The sequence below is a fragment of the Cellulomonas sp. P4_H4 genome (assembly GCF_056400865.1).
Map to the genome: position 1 here is coordinate 496,483 of NZ_JBFUKL010000003.1, position 16,775 is coordinate 513,257.

Annotated in this window: 16 protein-coding genes and 1 tRNA gene; 6 read left to right on the forward strand and 11 right to left on the reverse strand. The window is 71.0% G+C overall.

Translation table 11 applies throughout. The features are described from left to right. Window positions 1-55: 55 nt before the first annotated feature. The 6 genes from AC1DPN_RS12435 to AC1DPN_RS12460 all read right to left on the reverse strand — a co-directional run bounded on the left by AC1DPN_RS12435 (window position 56) and on the right by AC1DPN_RS12460 (window position 4,273). On the reverse strand, window positions 56-1,402 hold the full coding sequence (locus AC1DPN_RS12435; protein ID WP_477085048.1) for an ABC transporter substrate-binding protein: 1,347 nt from the start codon (window positions 1,400-1,402) through the stop codon (window positions 56-58). A gap of 163 nt (window positions 1,403-1,565) precedes the next feature. Continuing rightward, window positions 1,566-2,198 carry a DUF624 domain-containing protein gene (locus AC1DPN_RS12440; protein ID WP_477085049.1) on the reverse strand — a complete coding sequence of 211 codons (633 nt, stop codon included), beginning with the start codon at window positions 2,196-2,198 and terminating at the stop codon, window positions 1,566-1,568. An 83-nt stretch (window positions 2,199-2,281) separates the two neighbouring features. Beyond that, window positions 2,282-3,151: an MOSC domain-containing protein gene (locus AC1DPN_RS12445; protein ID WP_477085050.1), complete on the reverse strand. Its 870-nt coding sequence runs from the start codon at window positions 3,149-3,151 to the stop codon at window positions 2,282-2,284. Window positions 3,152-3,250: 99 nt separating this feature from the next. Next, window positions 3,251-3,324 (reverse strand) — tRNA-Val (locus AC1DPN_RS12450). Between the two features lie 42 nt (window positions 3,325-3,366). Further along, complete coding sequence (locus AC1DPN_RS12455; protein ID WP_477085051.1) at window positions 3,367-3,834, reverse strand: peroxiredoxin; 468 nt, start codon at window positions 3,832-3,834, stop codon at window positions 3,367-3,369. A 19-nt stretch (window positions 3,835-3,853) separates the two neighbouring features. Continuing rightward, on the reverse strand, window positions 3,854-4,273 hold the full coding sequence (locus AC1DPN_RS12460) for a DUF3052 domain-containing protein (protein WP_477085052.1): 420 nt from the start codon (window positions 4,271-4,273) through the stop codon (window positions 3,854-3,856). A gap of 314 nt (window positions 4,274-4,587) precedes the next feature. Between AC1DPN_RS12460 and aceE the strand changes: the two genes are divergently transcribed. Next, window positions 4,588-7,332, forward strand: coding sequence for a pyruvate dehydrogenase (acetyl-transferring), homodimeric type (gene aceE, locus AC1DPN_RS12465; protein WP_477085053.1), 2,745 nt, complete (start codon window positions 4,588-4,590; stop codon window positions 7,330-7,332). A gap of 105 nt (window positions 7,333-7,437) precedes the next feature. Here aceE and AC1DPN_RS12470 read toward each other — a convergent pair whose 3' ends face one another. Beyond that, window positions 7,438-8,127 carry a hypothetical protein gene (locus AC1DPN_RS12470; protein ID WP_477085054.1) on the reverse strand — a complete coding sequence of 230 codons (690 nt, stop codon included), beginning with the start codon at window positions 8,125-8,127 and terminating at the stop codon, window positions 7,438-7,440. A gap of 112 nt (window positions 8,128-8,239) precedes the next feature. Here AC1DPN_RS12470 and AC1DPN_RS12475 point away from each other — a divergent pair, with 112 nt between their 5' ends. The 5 genes from AC1DPN_RS12475 (at window position 8,240) to AC1DPN_RS12495 (ending at window position 13,253) form a co-directional block, all read left to right on the forward strand. Continuing rightward, window positions 8,240-9,496, forward strand: a complete 1,257-nt coding sequence (locus tag AC1DPN_RS12475) for a PucR family transcriptional regulator (protein ID WP_477085055.1) — start codon at window positions 8,240-8,242, stop codon at window positions 9,494-9,496. Between the two features lie 93 nt (window positions 9,497-9,589). Further along, window positions 9,590-10,576, forward strand: a complete 987-nt coding sequence (locus AC1DPN_RS12480) for an ACP S-malonyltransferase (protein WP_477085212.1) — start codon at window positions 9,590-9,592, stop codon at window positions 10,574-10,576. Then, window positions 10,573-11,577 (forward strand): beta-ketoacyl-ACP synthase III, encoded by a 1,005-nt coding sequence (locus AC1DPN_RS12485; RefSeq protein WP_477085056.1) that lies wholly within the window; start codon window positions 10,573-10,575, stop codon window positions 11,575-11,577. Before AC1DPN_RS12480 ends, AC1DPN_RS12485 begins: the two co-directional genes overlap by 4 nt. 79 nt (window positions 11,578-11,656) lie before the next feature. After that, window positions 11,657-11,905 carry an acyl carrier protein gene (locus tag AC1DPN_RS12490; RefSeq protein WP_028046583.1) on the forward strand — a complete coding sequence of 83 codons (249 nt, stop codon included), beginning with the start codon at window positions 11,657-11,659 and terminating at the stop codon, window positions 11,903-11,905. Between the two features lie 94 nt (window positions 11,906-11,999). Then, window positions 12,000-13,253: a beta-ketoacyl-[acyl-carrier-protein] synthase family protein gene (locus AC1DPN_RS12495; RefSeq protein WP_477085057.1), complete on the forward strand. Its 1,254-nt coding sequence runs from the start codon at window positions 12,000-12,002 to the stop codon at window positions 13,251-13,253. Window positions 13,254-13,280: 27 nt separating this feature from the next. Here AC1DPN_RS12495 and AC1DPN_RS12500 read toward each other — a convergent pair whose 3' ends face one another. The 4 genes from AC1DPN_RS12500 to AC1DPN_RS12515 form a co-directional block, all read right to left on the reverse strand. Beyond that, window positions 13,281-14,792 carry an FAD-dependent oxidoreductase gene (locus AC1DPN_RS12500; RefSeq protein WP_477085058.1) on the reverse strand — a complete coding sequence of 504 codons (1,512 nt, stop codon included), beginning with the start codon at window positions 14,790-14,792 and terminating at the stop codon, window positions 13,281-13,283. After that, window positions 14,789-15,652, reverse strand: coding sequence for an FAD:protein FMN transferase (locus tag AC1DPN_RS12505; RefSeq protein ID WP_477085059.1), 864 nt, complete (start codon window positions 15,650-15,652; stop codon window positions 14,789-14,791). Before AC1DPN_RS12505 ends, AC1DPN_RS12500 begins: the two co-directional genes overlap by 4 nt. After that, the gene (locus tag AC1DPN_RS12510; protein WP_477085060.1) at window positions 15,639-16,121 is read right to left on the reverse strand and encodes an FMN-binding protein; all 483 of its coding nucleotides are present in this window, start codon (window positions 16,119-16,121) and stop codon (window positions 15,639-15,641) included. The genes AC1DPN_RS12505 and AC1DPN_RS12510 overlap by 14 nt, the downstream gene beginning before the upstream one ends. A 133-nt stretch (window positions 16,122-16,254) precedes the next feature. Beyond that, window positions 16,255-16,755, reverse strand: a complete 501-nt coding sequence (locus tag AC1DPN_RS12515) for a DUF3145 domain-containing protein (RefSeq protein WP_477085061.1) — start codon at window positions 16,753-16,755, stop codon at window positions 16,255-16,257. Between the last annotated feature and the right edge of the window lie 20 nt (window positions 16,756-16,775).

Sequence of the window (16,775 nt, forward strand, 5' to 3'; positions counted from 1 at the left end):
CGTCCACGCCGGCGCAGCCGCGGGAGGCTGACGCCTCCGTGAGGGGTGGGACAGGTCAGCCGTTGGCCAGCTCGTACTCGCTGGCCCAGCCGTCGACGAACGCCGTGTCCACGCCGTCCCACTCGCCGGTGCCCTGCGCGTACTGGAGCAGTGCCTGGCCCACGCCGTTCTTCCACTCCTCCGAGGGCATGACCGTGAAGTTCCACGAGACCGCCGTCTTGCCTGCGGCCGTGTACTCGGCGTCAGCCTGGACGAACGGGTTCGACGGCAGGAAGTCGGCGAACGTGTTGAACGGCGTCACGAAGCCCATGGTGTTGGCGAGCGCGTCGCGCCCCTTGTCGGACGTGATGACCCACTCCAGGAAGTCCTTGGTCGCCTGCTGGTCGGCGTCGGACGCCTGGTTGTTGACCACCCAGTAGTTCTCGGAACCGGTCGTCAGGCCCTGCTTCTCCTCGCCGTCGGCACCGATGTAGATCGGCAGCATGCCGAGGTCCTCGTCGGCGACGGCCTGGCCCTTGATGTCGTTGTAGGCCCAGGTGCCGTTCTGGTAGAACGCCGCCTTGCCCAGCGCGAAGTCCGCGTTCGCGTCCTCGATCGTCTTGCTCGACAGGAGCGTGGGCTCGGTGGTCGAGTTGTTGATGTAGAGGTCGAAGATCTTCTTGTAGCTGTCCAGGTACTCGTCCGTCACGGTGGCGGGCTGACCCGTCACGTCGTCCGCCTTGAACTGGTAGTACAGCGGGAGGTTGGCGAGGTGGGTCTTGAAGCGCCAGTCCGACGACGAGTCGAAGCCCGCCGACGTGAACGCGCCGTCGATGCCGAGCGCGTCCTTCTCCGACTGCATGCCCTCGACGACGGCCTTGAGCGTGTCGAAGCTGTCGATCTCGTCGATCGAGGAGACCGCCGCCCCCGGGAGGGCGATGTAGTCGTTCACGAGCTTCTTGTTGAAGATGATGCCGTAGGTCTCCATGACGTACGGGATCGCCAGGACGGCGCCGTCGTCGCCGGTCAGGGCGATCGACTGGTCGTTGAGGTCCTTGTAGACCGCGGTCTCGGACAGGTCGGCGGCGAAGTCCTTCCACGTGGCCAGACCGACCGGGCCGTTGACCTGGAACAGCGTCGGAGCCTCGCTCTTGGCCATCTCGGACTTCAGCGTGGGCTCGTACGTCCCTGACGCCGCTGTCTGCACGTCGACCGGCACGCCGGTCTCCGTCGTGTACTCGGCAGCCAGCGCGGTCCAGTCCTCGGCCTGCTCGGGCTTGAAGTTGAGGTAGTAGACCTTGCCCTTGTCGCCACTCGCGTCGGAGCTCACGTCGCTGTCGTTGCTGCAGCCGGTGAGTGCACCCGCCACCGCGGTCAGGGTGATCCCGGCGGCGAGCATGGTCGCCATCCTGCGGTTCATCATCGTCTAGAGCCTTCCGTCATTGGATAGGGAGACGCCCACATGCGATGCATCGATGCACCGCACGAGAGACAATCTTCGGAAACGGTTCCGTGCCTCTGCGGCGAGAGCATACGGGCACGGTTCCGCCCCGCGCAACGCTCCGTACGGGGTACCTGCGACGCGGTCAGACGGTGCCGGCGTCGGCCTCGGTCAGGAGCGGCGCGATGGCGCGCTCGAGCAGCGGCGTCGAGGCGAACACCGCCAACGGATAGCCGAGCAGGAGCAGGAGAGCGACGATCTGCGGCATGTAGACCCAGGTCGCCACGACGACCGCGACGACCCCGAGCTGGATCGCTGCGACGCCGAGCGCGAACGGCAGGCGTCCGACGGCGACGAAGGTCGCGTTGCGGAGCATGCGCCCCACGCCGTTCTCGAAGCGAGCCTGCATCGCCCAGATGAAGGGCCAGACGAGCACGCATACGCCTGTGAGCAGGGTCTTGATGACCGCGAGCCCGGCGATGGGGAGGAAGAGCCAGCTCGCCAGCACGGCCAGCCCGACGGCCCCGACCACGAGCCAGAGCAGCGTGGACTGGCCCAGGTTGGCGCGGAACGACCGGCGGAAGGTGCGCGCAGCGCCGTCGTGGTCGTCGCCTGCCTGCAGGCGGCGCGCGGTGTCGTAGGCGGCGGTGAGACCCGCACCGAACGTGACGACGGGCAGCGCGCTGAGCACGAGCAGCACGTTGACGACGACGATCTCACCGAGCGTCTCCGCCGCGTTCCAGAGCGGCGCCCCACGCTCGAAGAGACGCGAGATCACAGGCGCAGCCTAACCGCTGAACGCGTCCCTTCGGAACCGATTCCCGCCCACGACACCGCAGACGTTTCCGGTGACCCGGAGCGTCAGCCGACGCTGGCTTCCTCGCCGACCGAGAGCGTGCCGAACCGCACCGGCACCATCTGGATCCCGAACCACACCTCGCCGTCCCTGCGCCGGTGGCGAGCGAGGGTGCGCAGCGGCTCCTTGCCCTTCGCCTGCGTGTCGGGGTCGATCGTGGTGAGCACGCACCGGCCACACGTGTCGGCGAACCGCAGCTCGACATCGCCGACGGTCAGGGTGGACCAGCCGTCCTCCGCGAACGGCTCGAGGTCTCCGTCGATCACCAGGTTCGGCCGGAACCGACGCATGTCGAGCAGCTGGTGCGGCTCAGGTGCCGGCTTCCCGGCCTCGAGGTGGACCTGCACGCGCTCGTCGTGGATCTCGGCCGCCCAGGCGTTCAGACGAGCCAGGGACGCCGTCGTCGTGACGTGGAGCGGCCCGCTGTCGGTCAGGGACATCGGGTCGTCGGCCGTTCCGCCGTGCCGCTCCGCCATCCCACGCCGGGCCGGGTCGTCGAGCCACACGAGTCGCACCGACCGCCCGAGCAGCTCGGAGCACCACTGCGCCGCCTGCGGCCCCGCGAACGTCGCGGTCGAGACGCGGGACAGCCCGACGGGCACGTCCGCGGGTCCGGTGGGCTCGGGAACGGTGATCGTCGACAGGCCTGCGCCGGAGAGCTCGACTCCCCCGTCGTCCACGGAGCGCGCGTGTGCCGCGAGCATCCGGGGGAACTTGCGCGCCGTCAGGGTGTCGCCGTCGTCGTCGACGAGCATCCAGCGGCGGTCTCCGCGCGGTCCGGACCGGTCCACGACCATGCTCGTCAACGGCAGCCCCGCGAAGGACTTCACCGGAAACACCGTCAGGGCGGAGACGATCGGGACTCTCGCAGGCACCTGCGGACCTTAACAACGAGGCGGCCCGCCCGCGCTGACGACCGCGCCGTGAGCGCTGCGAGCGCTGCGAGGCGGTGAGCGTCGAGCAGGGGACGTGGGTGGGCCCGGCCGGTTTCGAACCGGCGACCTCCGCGGTGTAAGCGCGGCGCTCTGACCAGCTGAGCTACAGGCCCCGACAGACGACGGGCGCACAGCCTACCGGGCAGCCGCGCCGATCAGGCAGCGGTCAGTGCCGCGACGGCCGTGCGGTACTCCGAGAGGCCCCGGGCGCGCCCCGGAGGGTTCACCACAGACCACCGCAGGATGCCCTCACCGTCGACCAGGAAGCTGCCGCGCCCGGCCATCCCCTTGGCCTCGTCGAAGACCCCGTACGCGCGGGCGACCTCGCCGTGCGGCCAGAAGTCCGAGAGCAGGTCGAAGCTGAAGCCTTCCTGCGCGGCCCACGCCCGCAGGGAGTGCTTCGGGTCGCAGGAGATGACGGCGACGTGCACACCGGCCTGCTCGAACTCGGCGATGTTGTCGCGCAGCTCGCACAGCTCACCGGTGCAGGTGCCCGAGAACGCGAAAGGCACGAAGACGAGCACGGTCGGCCCACCTCGCAGGCCGCTCAGCGTCACGGGCGTGCCGTGCGTGTCCGGCAGGGAGAAGTCGGGAGCGGGTTCACCGATGGCAGGAGTCGTCATCGGGCGACCCTAACAACCGTCAGCGACCGCGGCCTCGGGCCGCGAGCCGGGTGGCCGACCAGTCGGTGGCGATGGACAGCGTGCTCATCGCGTGCAGGCCCGACGTGGTCGCGGCCTCCTCGATGTCGCTGTGCGAGACGTGGCCGTCCCGCCCTGCCTTCGGGGTGAGCACCCAGATCGGGCCGTTGTCGTCGAGCACGGTGAGCGCGTCGACGAGTGCGTCGGTGAGGTCCCCGTCATCTTGGCGGAACCAGATGACGGCACCGTCCGTGACGTCGTCGTAGTCCTCGTCGACGAGCTCAGTGCCGGTGATGGCCTCGAGGCCGGACCGCAGCGTGTCGTCGACGTCGTCGTCGTAACCGAACTCCTGGATCACCTGACCCGCGGCGAAACCCAGACGAGACGCCGCCTTCGCAGCGTCGTCCGTGGTGGATGACACGTCCTGAACCGATCCCTTCCCTCGCTCGCCCCGGGCCGGGGCGACGCTTCCTGATGCCAAACCGTAGCCCACCGCACCGGGGCGTGGCCCGGCAAGACACGACGGGTGCGACAGGTGTTGCCGGCCCGATGTCACGGACGTCACGTGCGCCTTCCTGGTACTCGGTGTGACTTTCGGGCCTCAGGGGTCCGAGAATGGGTCGACGACCCCGCACCCACCAGCGGCCTACCCAGGCACGGCCGGTGGACCGGGGCACAGATGCGCCGCCGATGCCGACCGGGCTCGTGCGCGCGGACGAGACGCAAGGAGCGCAGGTGGCTTCGATCGACGAGACGGGACCGCTCATCGGCGGCCTGCTCAGCCAGGTCCCGGACATCGACCCGGACGAGACCGGTGAGTGGGTGGAGTCCCTCGACGGACTCATCGACGAGAAGGGCGGTCCGCGCGCGCGGTACGTGCTGCTCAGCATGCTGCGGCACGCACGACAGCGGAACGTGGCCATCCCGGCCTCGCTCAACACGCCCTACGTCAACACCATCGCGGTGCACGACGAGCCCTACTTCCCTGGCGACGAGGCTCTCGAGCGTCGCTACCGGTCGTGGATCCGTTGGAACGCGGCCGTCATGGTCACGCGGGCGCAGCGTCCCGGCGTCGGCGTCGGCGGGCACATCTCGTCGTACGCGTCCGTCGCGACGCTGACCGAGGTGGGCCTCAACCACTTCTTCCGCGGCAAGGACCACCCCGGCGGCGGTGACCAGGTCTACTTCCAGGGCCACGCGTCACCGGGTGTCTACGCCCGTGCGTTCCTCGAGGGTCGCCTGTCCGAGCACCAGCTGGACGGGTTCCGCCAGGAGCTGTCGCACCCCGGCGGCGGTCTGCCGTCCTACCCGCACCCGCGCCTGGCGCCGGACCTGTGGGAGTTCCCGACGGTGTCGATGGGCCTCGGCCCGTCGTCGGCGATCTACCAGGCGTGGACCAACCGCTACCTGCACCTGCGCGGCATCAAGGACACCAGCCAGCAGGACGTCTGGGCGTTCCTCGGCGACGGCGAGATGGACGAGCCCGAGTCTCGCGGCATGCTCCAGCTGGCCGGCCAGCAGGGCCTGGACAACCTCACGTTCGTGGTCAACTGCAACCTGCAGCGTCTCGACGGCCCCGTGCGCGGCAACGGCAAGATCATCCAGGAGCTCGAGGCGCAGTTCCGCGGCGCCGGCTGGAACGTCATCAAGGTCGTCTGGGGCCGCGAGTGGGACGCCCTGCTCAACGCCGACAAGGACCGCGCGCTCGTCAACCTGATGAACAACACGCCGGACGGTGACTTCCAGACGTTCCGGGCCGAGGACGGCGCCTTCATCCGCGAGCACTTCTTCGGTCGCGACCCGCGCACGAAGACGCTCGTCGAGAAGATGACGGACGACGAGATCTGGGCGCTCAAGCGTGGCGGGCACGACTACCGCAAGATCTACGCCGCGTACAAGGCCGCTCGTGAGCACACGGGCCAGCCGACGGTCATCCTGGCCCACACGATCAAGGGCTACGGCCTGGGCTCCGGCTTCGCGGGGCGCAACGCCACGCACCAGATGAAGAAGCTCAAGTCCGACGACCTCAAGACCCTGCGCGACTCGCTGCACATCCCGATCTCGGACGAGCAGATCGACGCGAACCCGTACCTGCCGCCCTACTACCACCCGGGCACCGAGGACGAGGGCATCAAGTACCTGCTCGAGCGCCGTCGCCAGCTGGGCGGGTTCGTGCCCGAGCGGCGCACCGTCCACAAGCCGCTGACGCTCCCGGACGACAAGGTCTACGAGGGTCTGGCCAAGGGCTCCGGCCACCAGGACGTCGCGACCACGCAGGCGCTCGTGCGTCTGTTCAAGGACCTGGTCCGCGACAAGGGCTTCGGCCACCGCCTGGTGCCGATCATCCCCGACGAGGCGCGCACGTTCGGCCTGGACTCGATCTTCCCGAGCGCCAAGATCTTCAACACGAACGGCCAGAACTACATGGCCGTGGACCGCGAGCTCATGCTCTCCTACAAGGAGTCCGAGTCCGGCCAGATCATGCACACGGGCATCAACGAGGCCGGTAGTGCGTCGGCGTTCCAGGCGGTCGGCACGTCGTACGCCACGCACGGCGAACCGCTGATCCCGTTCTACTTCTACTACTCGATGTTCGGGTTCCAGCGGACCGGCGACCAGTTCTGGGCAGCCGGCGACCAGATGGCTCGCGGGTTCCTCATCGGTGCCACCGCCGGCCGTACGACGCTCACGGGCGAAGGTCTGCAGCACGCCGACGGCCACTCCCCGCTCCTGGCCGGCACCATGTCGCACGTCGTGCACTACGACCCGGCCTACGGGTACGAGATCCGGCACATCGTGCGCGACGGCATCCAGCGCATGTACGGCGAGGGCGACCCGCGCGACCCCGACGTCATCTACTACCTGACGGTCTACAACGAGCCCATGCCGCAGCCGGCAGAGCCCGAGAACGTCGACGTCGACGGCATCCTGCGGGGCATCCACCAGGTCGCGTGGGCCGAGGGCGACGGGCCGAAGGCTCAGATCCTCGCCTCGGGCGTCGCGGTGCCGTGGGCGCTCGAGGCCAAGCAGCTGCTGGCCGACGACTGGGGCGTCCAGGCGGCGGTCTGGTCCGTCACCAGCTGGAACGAGCTGCGCCGCGACGGCCTCGCTGCGGACCAGCGTGCGTACCTGCATCCCGGCGAGGAGGAGCGGGTCCCGTACCTCACGCAGAAGCTGCAGGGTGCCGAGGGTCCGTTCGTCGCGACGACGGACTACGACCACCTCGTGGCCGACCAGGTTCGTGCCTGGATCCCCGGCACCTACGCGACGCTGGGCGCCGACGGCTTCGGCTTCTCGGACACCCGCGCGGCGGCCCGTCGGCACTTCAAGATCGACGGCCCGTCGACCGTGGTCCGCGTGCTGCAGCAGCTCGCACGCACCGGAGCAGTCGGCCCCGACGTGCCCGCGCAGGCGATCGAGCGGTACCGCCTGCACGACGTCACGGCCGGCACGTCCGGCAACGCGGGCGGCGACAGCTGACGTCCTGACGTCCTGACACGACGAAGGCCCGGACGGACCAACCGCCCGGGCCTTCGTCGTGGGTGCTCGTCGGTGCTCCTGGGCTCCGCACCGAGCACGGCAGGCTCAGGTACCGGGGATGTTCTGCTCGGCGTGCGCCAGGTCGCGGCCGAGCTCGCCCCGGAGTTCCTGAACGGCCGGCTGGTCCGGGTAGAGGTCGAGTGCGGCGATGTGCTGCTTGGCCTCGAGCGGACGACCGGCCTCGATCGAGGCGAGCACGAGCTGCCGAGCCACCTCGGGGTCGTGCTCGCGCGGACGCCAGTGCCCGACGCCGAGGCCGAGCGCCTCGACGGGCAGGTCCGCGTCGCGCAGAAGGCTCAGCGCAGCCACGAGCGCCCTGCCGGACGGGTCCCGCTCCACGGCCGTGGTGAGTCGGCGCAGGGTGCCTTCGTGGTCGTCGGCGACCGACAGTCGCGCGACCTCGATGAGCGGGTACCAGGCACGCGGGTTGCCGGCGAGCTCCTCGCCGAGCGCCCACACGGCGAGGTTGGCAGCGTGCTGGCGTTCGCCCTCGTCCGGGGGCGCGGCCAGCGGGTCGTCGTCGGGAACCGTGGACTCGGCGGCGCGGCGACGCACGATCTCGGCCAGGGCGACGAAGGCCCGCTCGTTGTTCGGGTCGTCGCTCAGCATCGAGCGCAGAGCGTCCTCGTGCAGGGTGTCACCGCGCCGCGCGGCCGTCGTCGGACGACGCGCACCGACCCGCGAGGCCGAGGTCGGCCGTCGCATGAGCTGACGTAGGCGGGGCAGTAGAGCCATGGTGCGACCCTATCCGTAAGGGACGAACCACACCGGCGGAAAGCCCGAAGACACGGCTGTGCGTGAGGCAACGTTTGTCGACTTCCCACAACATGTTCCCTATGCTCGCCCCATGTCCAGCACCCTCAGCGGGCAGGCCGCGCCTTCGCCTGCCCCGTCGGCCCGCCCGCGGCGCACGCCGCCCGCCCGGGTCAAGGCCCCGGCACTCGAGGCACGAGGTGGCCCGGAGACCCAGCGTCGGGTGCGCGAGGGCGCCGGCCTCCTGTCGGCGGCGGCGATGCGGCGGCTCGACGAGGACCTGGAGTGGTACCGCGAGCTGCCCGCCGAGGACCGCTCCTGGGTCGGGCTCATCGCCCAGGCGGGCATCACGGCGTTCGTCACCTGGTTCGCCGAGCCGACCCGGCCCCCGCACGGTGTGGGCGACATCTTCGCCACGGCGCCGCCCGAGCTGACGAGGTCCATCTCCTTGCAGCACACGCTCCAGCTCGTGCGCGTGGTGGTCGACGTCGTGGAGACCAACAGCGACCGTCTTGCGGCGCCCGGTGACGAGCGCGAGGTCCGCGAGGCCGTCCTGCGCTACTCGCGCGAGGTCGCCTTCTCGGCCGCGGAGGTCTACGCCCGCGCCGCGGAGATGCGCGGGGCGTGGGACGCGCGGCTCGAGGCGCTCGTCGTGGACGCCCTGGTCAGGGGCGACGTCGACGACGCCCTCCGCTCGCGCATCGCAGCTCTCGGGTGGAGCGGTCGGGGATCGACGCTGGTCATGGTCGGTACGACGACCTCGGCGCTCGACGACGTGCGCGCCGCCGAGCTTCGTCGCGCGACGCGTCGCACCGCCGACGACGCGCTCGTCGGCATCCAGGGCGACCGCCTCGTGGTCTTCCTGGGTGGCGAGGGCGACCTGCGTGCCGCCGCGTCGACTCTGCTCCCCCGGTTCGGCCCCGGCCCCGTGGTCATCGGCCCCGTCGTGGGCGATCTGACGGACTCGGCACGGTCCGCCCGCGCAGCACTGTCGGGCCTGGTAGCCGCGCCCGCGTGGGAGCAGGCGCCGCGGCCGGTGCAGGCGGACGAGCTGCTGCCCGAACGCGTGCTCATCGGTGACCAGACCGCCCGACGCACGCTGGTCGCACAGGCGTACGCGCCGCTCGCCGCCAGCCAGGGTTCACTGCTCGAGACGCTCTCGGCCTATCTGGGCACCGGGCGCTCGCTCGAGGCCGCTGCCCGCACTCTCTACGTGCACCCGAACACGGTGCGCTACCGCCTGCGGCGCGTGGCGGACGTGACCGGCTGGGACCCGCTGGACGCGCGCGAGTCGTACGTGCTGCAGACCGCGCTGGCCCTCGGACGCCTCGACGCCGCCGAACCGCAGTAGCCGCCCAGTTGTAGGACATCGACAAGGCACCCCCAGAAGGTTGGTGCCTGCCGTGAGCCGGTCCCGACGGACCGAGAAGGAAGAGTGGAGCGCGTGCTCGTCGTCGTCTGCCCCGGTCAGGGCGCCCAGTCCCCCGGCATGCTCGCCCCGTGGCTCGAGCTGCCGTCCGTCGCCGAGTCGATCGCCCGTGCGTCCCGCACGACGGGGCTCGACCTGGTCGCCCACGGCACGACCTCGGACGCGAACACCATCCGTGACACTGCCGTCGCGCAGCCGCTGCTGGTCGCCTCCGCGCTGGCCAGCCTGCGGGCCGTCCTCGACCTGGACGCCGACGCCTCGCTCGCCCTGGCGGCGCAGCCGCTCGTCGGAGCGACCGCAGGGCACTCCGTCGGCGAGCTCGCCGCAGCCGCCATCGCCGGGGTACTGACCGACGACGAGGCGCTGCGTCTCGTCGCGGTCCGCGGCGCTGCGATGGCCCGGGCCGCCGCTGCCACCCCGACCGGCATGAGCGCCGTCCTCGGTGGCGACCCGGACGAGGTCCTCGCACTGCTCGCGCAGCACGGGCTCGTGCCCGCGAACGTCAACGGCGGAGGGCAGGTGGTCGCTGCGGGCACCCTCGACGCGCTCGCCGCGTTCGCCGCCGCACCTCCCGCCAAGGCGCGCGTCATCACGCTGCAGGTGGCCGGTGCGTTCCACACGGAGCACATGGCGCCCGCGGTCGACGAGCTGCGCGCGGCCACCGAAGGCGTGACGCCGGGCGAGCCGTTCGTGCCGCTCCTGACCAACTCCGACGGCTCGGTGGCGGCGTCCGGCGCACGCGCGCTCGAGCTGATCGTGGCGCAGGTGGCCAACCCCGTCCGCTGGGACCTGTGCCAGGCCACCCTGCAGCAGCTCGGGGTCACCGGGCTGCTCGAGGTCGCGCCCGGCGGTGTGCTCACGGGTCTGGCGCGGCGTACGCTGCCCGGGGTCGAGACGGTCGCCGTCAAGACCCCCGCCGACCTGGACGCAGCACGCGACCTCATCCGTCGGCACGCCGGAACCCCCCAGAGCCCTGACACGAACTCGGAGAACCCGTCGTGACCCGTCCCACCCTCACGCAGGCCACCGGACCGGCGCACACCCGCATCCTGGGTCTCGGCGGCGTCCGTGGCGAGAACCTGGTCACCAACGACGACATCGCCGGCCCGATCGACTCGTCCGACGAGTGGATCCAGCAGCGCACCGGCATCGTCACGCGCCGTCGCGCCGGAGCCGGCACCGACGTGCTCGACCTCGCGACCGACGCGGCCGTCCTGGCCATCAAGGACGCCGGTCTCACGGGTGCGGACATCGACGTCGTCATCCTGTCGACGGTCACGTACTTCCACCAGACGCCCGCGGGCGCCGCGATCATCGCCGACCGCATCGGTGCCACCCCGGCCGCCGCGTTCGACATCTCCGCGGCGTGCGCCGGGTACTGCTACGGCATCGGTCAGGCCGACGCCCTCGTGCGGGCCGGCGCAGCGCGCAACGTGCTGGTCATCGGCGCGGAGAAGATGAGCGAGTTCATCGACCCGACCGACCGCACGATCTCGTTCCTGCTCGGCGACGGCGCCGGCGCGGTCGTCATCGGCCCGTCGGACACGCCCGGCATCGGCCCGACGATCTGGGGCTCCGACGGCGGTCAGGCACAGGCGATCCGCCAGACGCACTCCTGGTTGGCCACGCGCGACGAGGGCGCCGGCTGGCCGACCCTGCGCCAGGAGGGCCAGACCGTGTTCAAGTGGGCCGTCTGGCAGATGGCCCCCGTCGCGCAGAAGGCGATGGACGCAGCCGGTGTGACCGCCGACGAGATCGAGGCGTTCATCCCGCACCAGGCCAACATGCGGATCATCGACCAGATGATCAAGACCCTCAAGCTCCCGCCGTCCGTCGTGGTCGGCCGCGACATCGCCGACACCGGCAACACGTCGGCCGCCTCCATCCCGCTCGCCACGGAACGTCTGCTCCGCGAGGGCCAGGTGTCCAGCGGCGCACTCGCGCTCCAGATCGGCTTCGGTGCCGGTCTGGTCTACGCAGCGCAGGTCGTCGTCCTGCCCTGAGATCACCCCGGGTACGGCCCCCCGCTGTACCGTTCGTCCGACCCCACACAGCACGATCCCGACAAACGAGGAGACACCGATGGCGTACAGCGAGCAGGAGATCCTGGCCGGACTGGCCGAGATCGTCAGCGAGGAGACCGGCCTTCCGACGGACTCCGTCCTGCCCGAGAAGTCCTTCACCGACGACCTCGACATCGACTCCCTGTCGATGATGACGATCGTCACGCTGGCCGAGGAGAAGTTCGAGGTCACCATCCCGGACGACGAGGTCAAGAACCTCGCGACCGTCGGCGACGCCGTCACCTTCATCGCGGGCGCGCAGGCCTGAGCCTGTTCCACCCGGCCGGTCAGAGCGGGCACGCCGCACCACGTGCGGCGTGCTCGCCCGGACCGATCCACCCCACATCCGATCTGGAGCACCGATGAGCCACTTCCCTGACGTCGTCGTCACCGGACTGGGAGCGACCACCCCACTGGGTGGAGACGTTGCCAGCACCTGGGCCGCCGCACTGAATGGTGAGTCCGGCGCTCGGCGCTTCGACAACGACTGGTCGGAGCGGTTCGGCATCCCTGTCGAGTTCGGTGCGACCATCAAGGTCGAGCCTGCCGACGTCCTGACGCGGCCCGAGCTCAAGCGCATGGACCCGTCCGCGCAGTACGCGATCATCGCGGCGCGCGAGGCGTGGGCGGACGCGGGCTCGCCCGAGGTCGACGGCCACCGGCTCGGCTCCGTGGTGTCGTCCGGCATCGGCGGCATCCGCACGATCCTCGACGCCTGGGAGAAGCTGCTCGCGGCACCCGAGAACGGCGCTCGCCGCGTCCTGCCGATGACCGTCCCCATGCTCATGCCCAACTCGCCGACCGCCTACGTGTCGCTCGAGTTCGGCGCCAAGGCCGGTGCGCACGCGCTGGTGTCCGCGTGCGCGTCGGGCGCAGAGGCCATCGGCTACGCCGCCGACATGATCCGCACCGGCCGCGCCGACATCGTGATCGCCGGCGGGACCGAGGCGTCGATCCACCCGATGCCGGTCGCCGCGTTCGCGGCGTCGCGCACGCTCTCGCTGCGCAACGACGACCCGCAGGGCGCGTCACGCCCCTACGACATCGACCGCGACGGGTTCGTCATCGGCGACGGCGCCGGCGTCGTCATCCTGGAGAGCGCCGAGCACGCCGCCGCGCGCGGGGCTCGCGTCTACGCGCGCATCGCCGGCGTCGGCCTGTCCGCCGACGGCTACCACATCACGTCCCCGGAACCCACGGGCGAGGGCCAGATCCGCGCGATGAAGGCTGCCATCGAGGAGTCCGAGATCGCGAACATCGACATCGTGCACGTCAACGCGCACGCCACGTCGACCGTCGTGGGCGACCTGATCGAGGCCCGCTCGATCCGTGGCGCGCTCGGCGACGACGCGGACCATGTCGTGCTCTCCGCCACCAAGTCGATGACCGGGCACCTGCTCGGCGGTGCGGGTGCGCTCGAGACGATCTTCACCGTGCTCGCGCTGTACGAGCGCCAGGCGCCGCCGACGATCAACGTCGAGAACCCCGACCCCGAGCTCGTGCTCGACCTGGTCCGCGACAAGCCCCGACCGTTGCGTGACGGCCAGATCGCGGCCGTCAACAACTCCTTCGGGTTCGGCGGCCACAACGTGGCCCTCGTCGTCGCCTCGGTCTAGCCGAACGGGCCGTCGGTCCGGCCGGCCTCAGTAGCCGCTGAACGCGTCCGTCCGCACCCGGGGCACCCCTGCGCTGCGCAGGACGGTGCGCGTGTGGTCGACCATGCCGGGCGAGCCCGAGGCGTACGCGACCCGCTTCGGGGCGTCGGGCACCTCGTTGCCGACGATCGCACGATCGATGGTCGGCGCCGCGACGTGCGTCCACCCGTCCGGCAGGTCCTCGGGAGCCGACGGGGAGACGACGACCACCCGAGCACCGGACGCGAGCAGCACCTCGGCGTAGGCCAGCGCATCGCCCTCCTTCAGGACCAGGACGACGACGACGTCGCGCGGGTCTCCGGACCGGGCAACCGCCGACAGGTGGCTCACGAAGGGCGTGATACCGATACCGCCGGCGACGAGCAGCAGCGGTACCGACGGGTCGCGCGGGAGCAGGAAGTCGCCACCGACGGCGGTCGCGCGGACCAGGCCACCCTCGGGTACGGCGCTGAGCGCGGCCTTGAACGTGCTGGGCGCGTCCGAGAGCCGGAACGCCACGGCCACGTCGTCCCCGGGTGGGCTGGCGACGGAGAACACCCGCCGCGAGCCGCGACCGTCGGGGTCCGCGTGCGGGACGTGCAGCTCGATCCACTGGCCGGGCTGGAACCGCATCGGGTTCTCAGGCCCGAACGCGACCTCACGGACACCGGGCGCGATCGTGCGATGACCCCGCACACGCAGGTGCACAGCGCGTCGCTGACCGAACGCGAAGGCGAGGGCGTTGCCGACCACGAGGGCGAGCTCCGGCGAGTTGTACAGCGACCCGATGGAGAACGGTACGTAGGTCAGCACGCCCACCAGGGCAGCCTCGCTGAGCTGCTGCCACCGCCGAGGGGGCAGCGTCAGCGGCTCGGTGAGCATGAAGCACGCGGCGAACACGAGCGGATAGGACTGGAACGCGGTGAGCAGGGCGTCGACCGGCTCGGTACCGCTCGAGACCAGGCGTGGGAGCAGCACCGCCAGCGCTCCGACGACGTACGTCACGACGAGCAGGACCCGACCCGTCCGCAGGACGACGACCAGACCCGCCATCGCGACGAGGGGCAGCAGGGTCGGTGTCGCAACCCACCACGCAGCCGGGAACCCGCCCCAGAGCTGCGCGGCCAGCCCGGCGACGAGCGCGCCCGTCGCCGCCGGGTTGAGCACGTGCCGGGAACGGACCGCGATCACGAACTTGGACACACCCGCGACGGCGGCGGCTGCTGCGAGGGTGCCGAACGAGGTCAGGTCGAGCCGCGGCCAGAAGAGCAGCGCAAGGATCAGTCCGGTGATCACCGACGACTCGACGTGCACCTGCGTCCGCCACAACCGCCCGCACAGCAGGCTGGTCAGCAGCGTGACCCCGACCGCGACGAGCGCGAACAGGAAGATCGCCAGAGGGTCCTGCTGCAGCGACCCGAACAGGGACAGCAGGATCGCCGAGAGCAGGACGGCGCCGAGCGACCACGTCATGACGCGGTACATCGTGGTCCGGCCGAGCACCCCGTCGAGGACCTTCATACGAACACCTCTCCGGGCAGGCCGAGCGAGTAGTGGAGCCGCCCGTCGGTGAGCAGCCGCGCATACGTGTGGTCGACCGCCGCCTCGAGCAGGTCGGCGTCGGCGAAGAAGTGGGCCGTGGCCAACCCGTCGGCCAGCATCGCACTCTCGGCCACCACCCACGTGGCGGCGACAGAGGTGGCCGGCTCGCCGGTCCGTGCATCGAGGACATGGTGCAGGCCGTCGCCCCACGCCCGCCGGTCCACCGCGGACCCGCACAGCGCGGCGTCAGCGAGCTCGACGACGCCGACGGCTCGAGTGGGGTCGCCTGGCTGCTGAAGCGCGACGCGGAACGGTTCCCCACCGCGGTGCACCAGGTCCCCACCGGCGTCGACGACGTACCGGTCGATGCCGCAGTCCCGCAGCTCGGCCGCCACCAGGTCGACCAGCTGGCCCTTGCCCGCCGCGCCGACGTCCAGCAGGACGGGCTCGCGAGCGACCAGCACGTCACCGTCGCGCTCGAGCGCCTCGTGCCAGGCGGGCGCGGGCTCGGGTGCACCAGTGGGGCGCAACGAGTAGCCGGCGTCGTACCCGAGCGTCACCAGGCTGCTCCCGACCAGCGGAGACATCGCGCCGCCCGTGACCCGGCCGAGCAGCTCGTACAGGTCGAGCAGCGGACCGGCCTCGGAGGGGAACCGGTAGGTGCCGGCCTCGCTCGCCATGCGGCTGACCAGCGAGTCGACGCGGAACCGGGACCAGACCGCGTCGTAGGCGTCGATCCGGCCGCGGACCCGCGCCGACGTCGCCGCGTCGAGCGGACCGTCGACGTAGATCGACCAACGGGTGCCGATCGCGTCGAAGGTCGACTCAGGCCTGCGCATCGGCCGCGATCTGTGCGAGCGCGGCGTTGAACCCCTCCGACGTGAGCGACGACCCCGAGACCACGTCGACGTTCGCGTCGTCGATCGACCTGCCGACGACCTCGTCGGCGATCCCTGAGGCGAAGGCCGTCTGGTACTGCTTGCTCTGCGGGTTGGTCGCGTTCGGCGTGACCTCGACCGCGGTGATCACACCGCCCTCGAGGGCCACCGAGACCTGGACGGACTCCTCACCGGCCGGCGACTGGTAGGACCCGGACTCCGTGTACGTGCCGTCCGTGTAGCCCGAGGCGTCCGGGTCCGCCGGAGCCGGGTCGGCCTCGGTGACCGTGGCACCGTCGTCGACCGTGCTCGTCGACGAGTCGTCCGCAGGCGTGCCGTTCGTCGCCGCCGCGTCCGAGCAGGCCGCGAGGGCCGCGATGACGGAGGCTCCGGAGACGAGCGCGATCGTGGTCCTGCGTGGTGTCCTCATGGGGATGCTCCCTGTTCATGCCGACCAGCTGCGCGTGTTCGCGACTCTGGTCATGACTGTAGGGAACGTCCCTGGAACCCCGCTGTGCAGGTCCAGTGCTCGGGCGTGGGCTGCGGCGGCGCTCAGCCGACCGTCAGCCGACCCGGTGCAGCCAGCGCACCGGAGCGCCGGCGCCGGCGTACCGGAACGGCTCGAGCTCGTCGTCCCACGCCTGGCCGAGCGCGAGATCCAGCTCGATGCGCAGCCGGGCCGGGTCGGCCGCGTGCTCGAGGGCGGCACGGATGCGGTCCTCAGGTACGACGATGTTGCCGTGCACGTCGGTCGCGGCGTGGAAGATGCCCAGCTCAGGGGTGTGACTCCACCGAGAGCCGTCGACGCCGTGGCTGGCCTCCTCGGTGATCTCGTAGCGCAGGTGCGCCCAACCCCGCAGTGCGGACGCCAGCCGGGCACCGGTGCCCTGCGGACCCTGCCACGAGTGCTCGGCGCGGTAGAAGTCGGGTCCGGCGGGCTGCGCCGTCCAGTCGAAGGATGCGCGTCCGCCCAGCACGTTGCCGGCCGCCCACTCGATGTGGGGGCACAACGCGCGGGGTGCCGAGTGCACGAAAAGTACACCGCGGGTGATCGCACCTGCCATGTCGTCCTCCTGAACGGGCT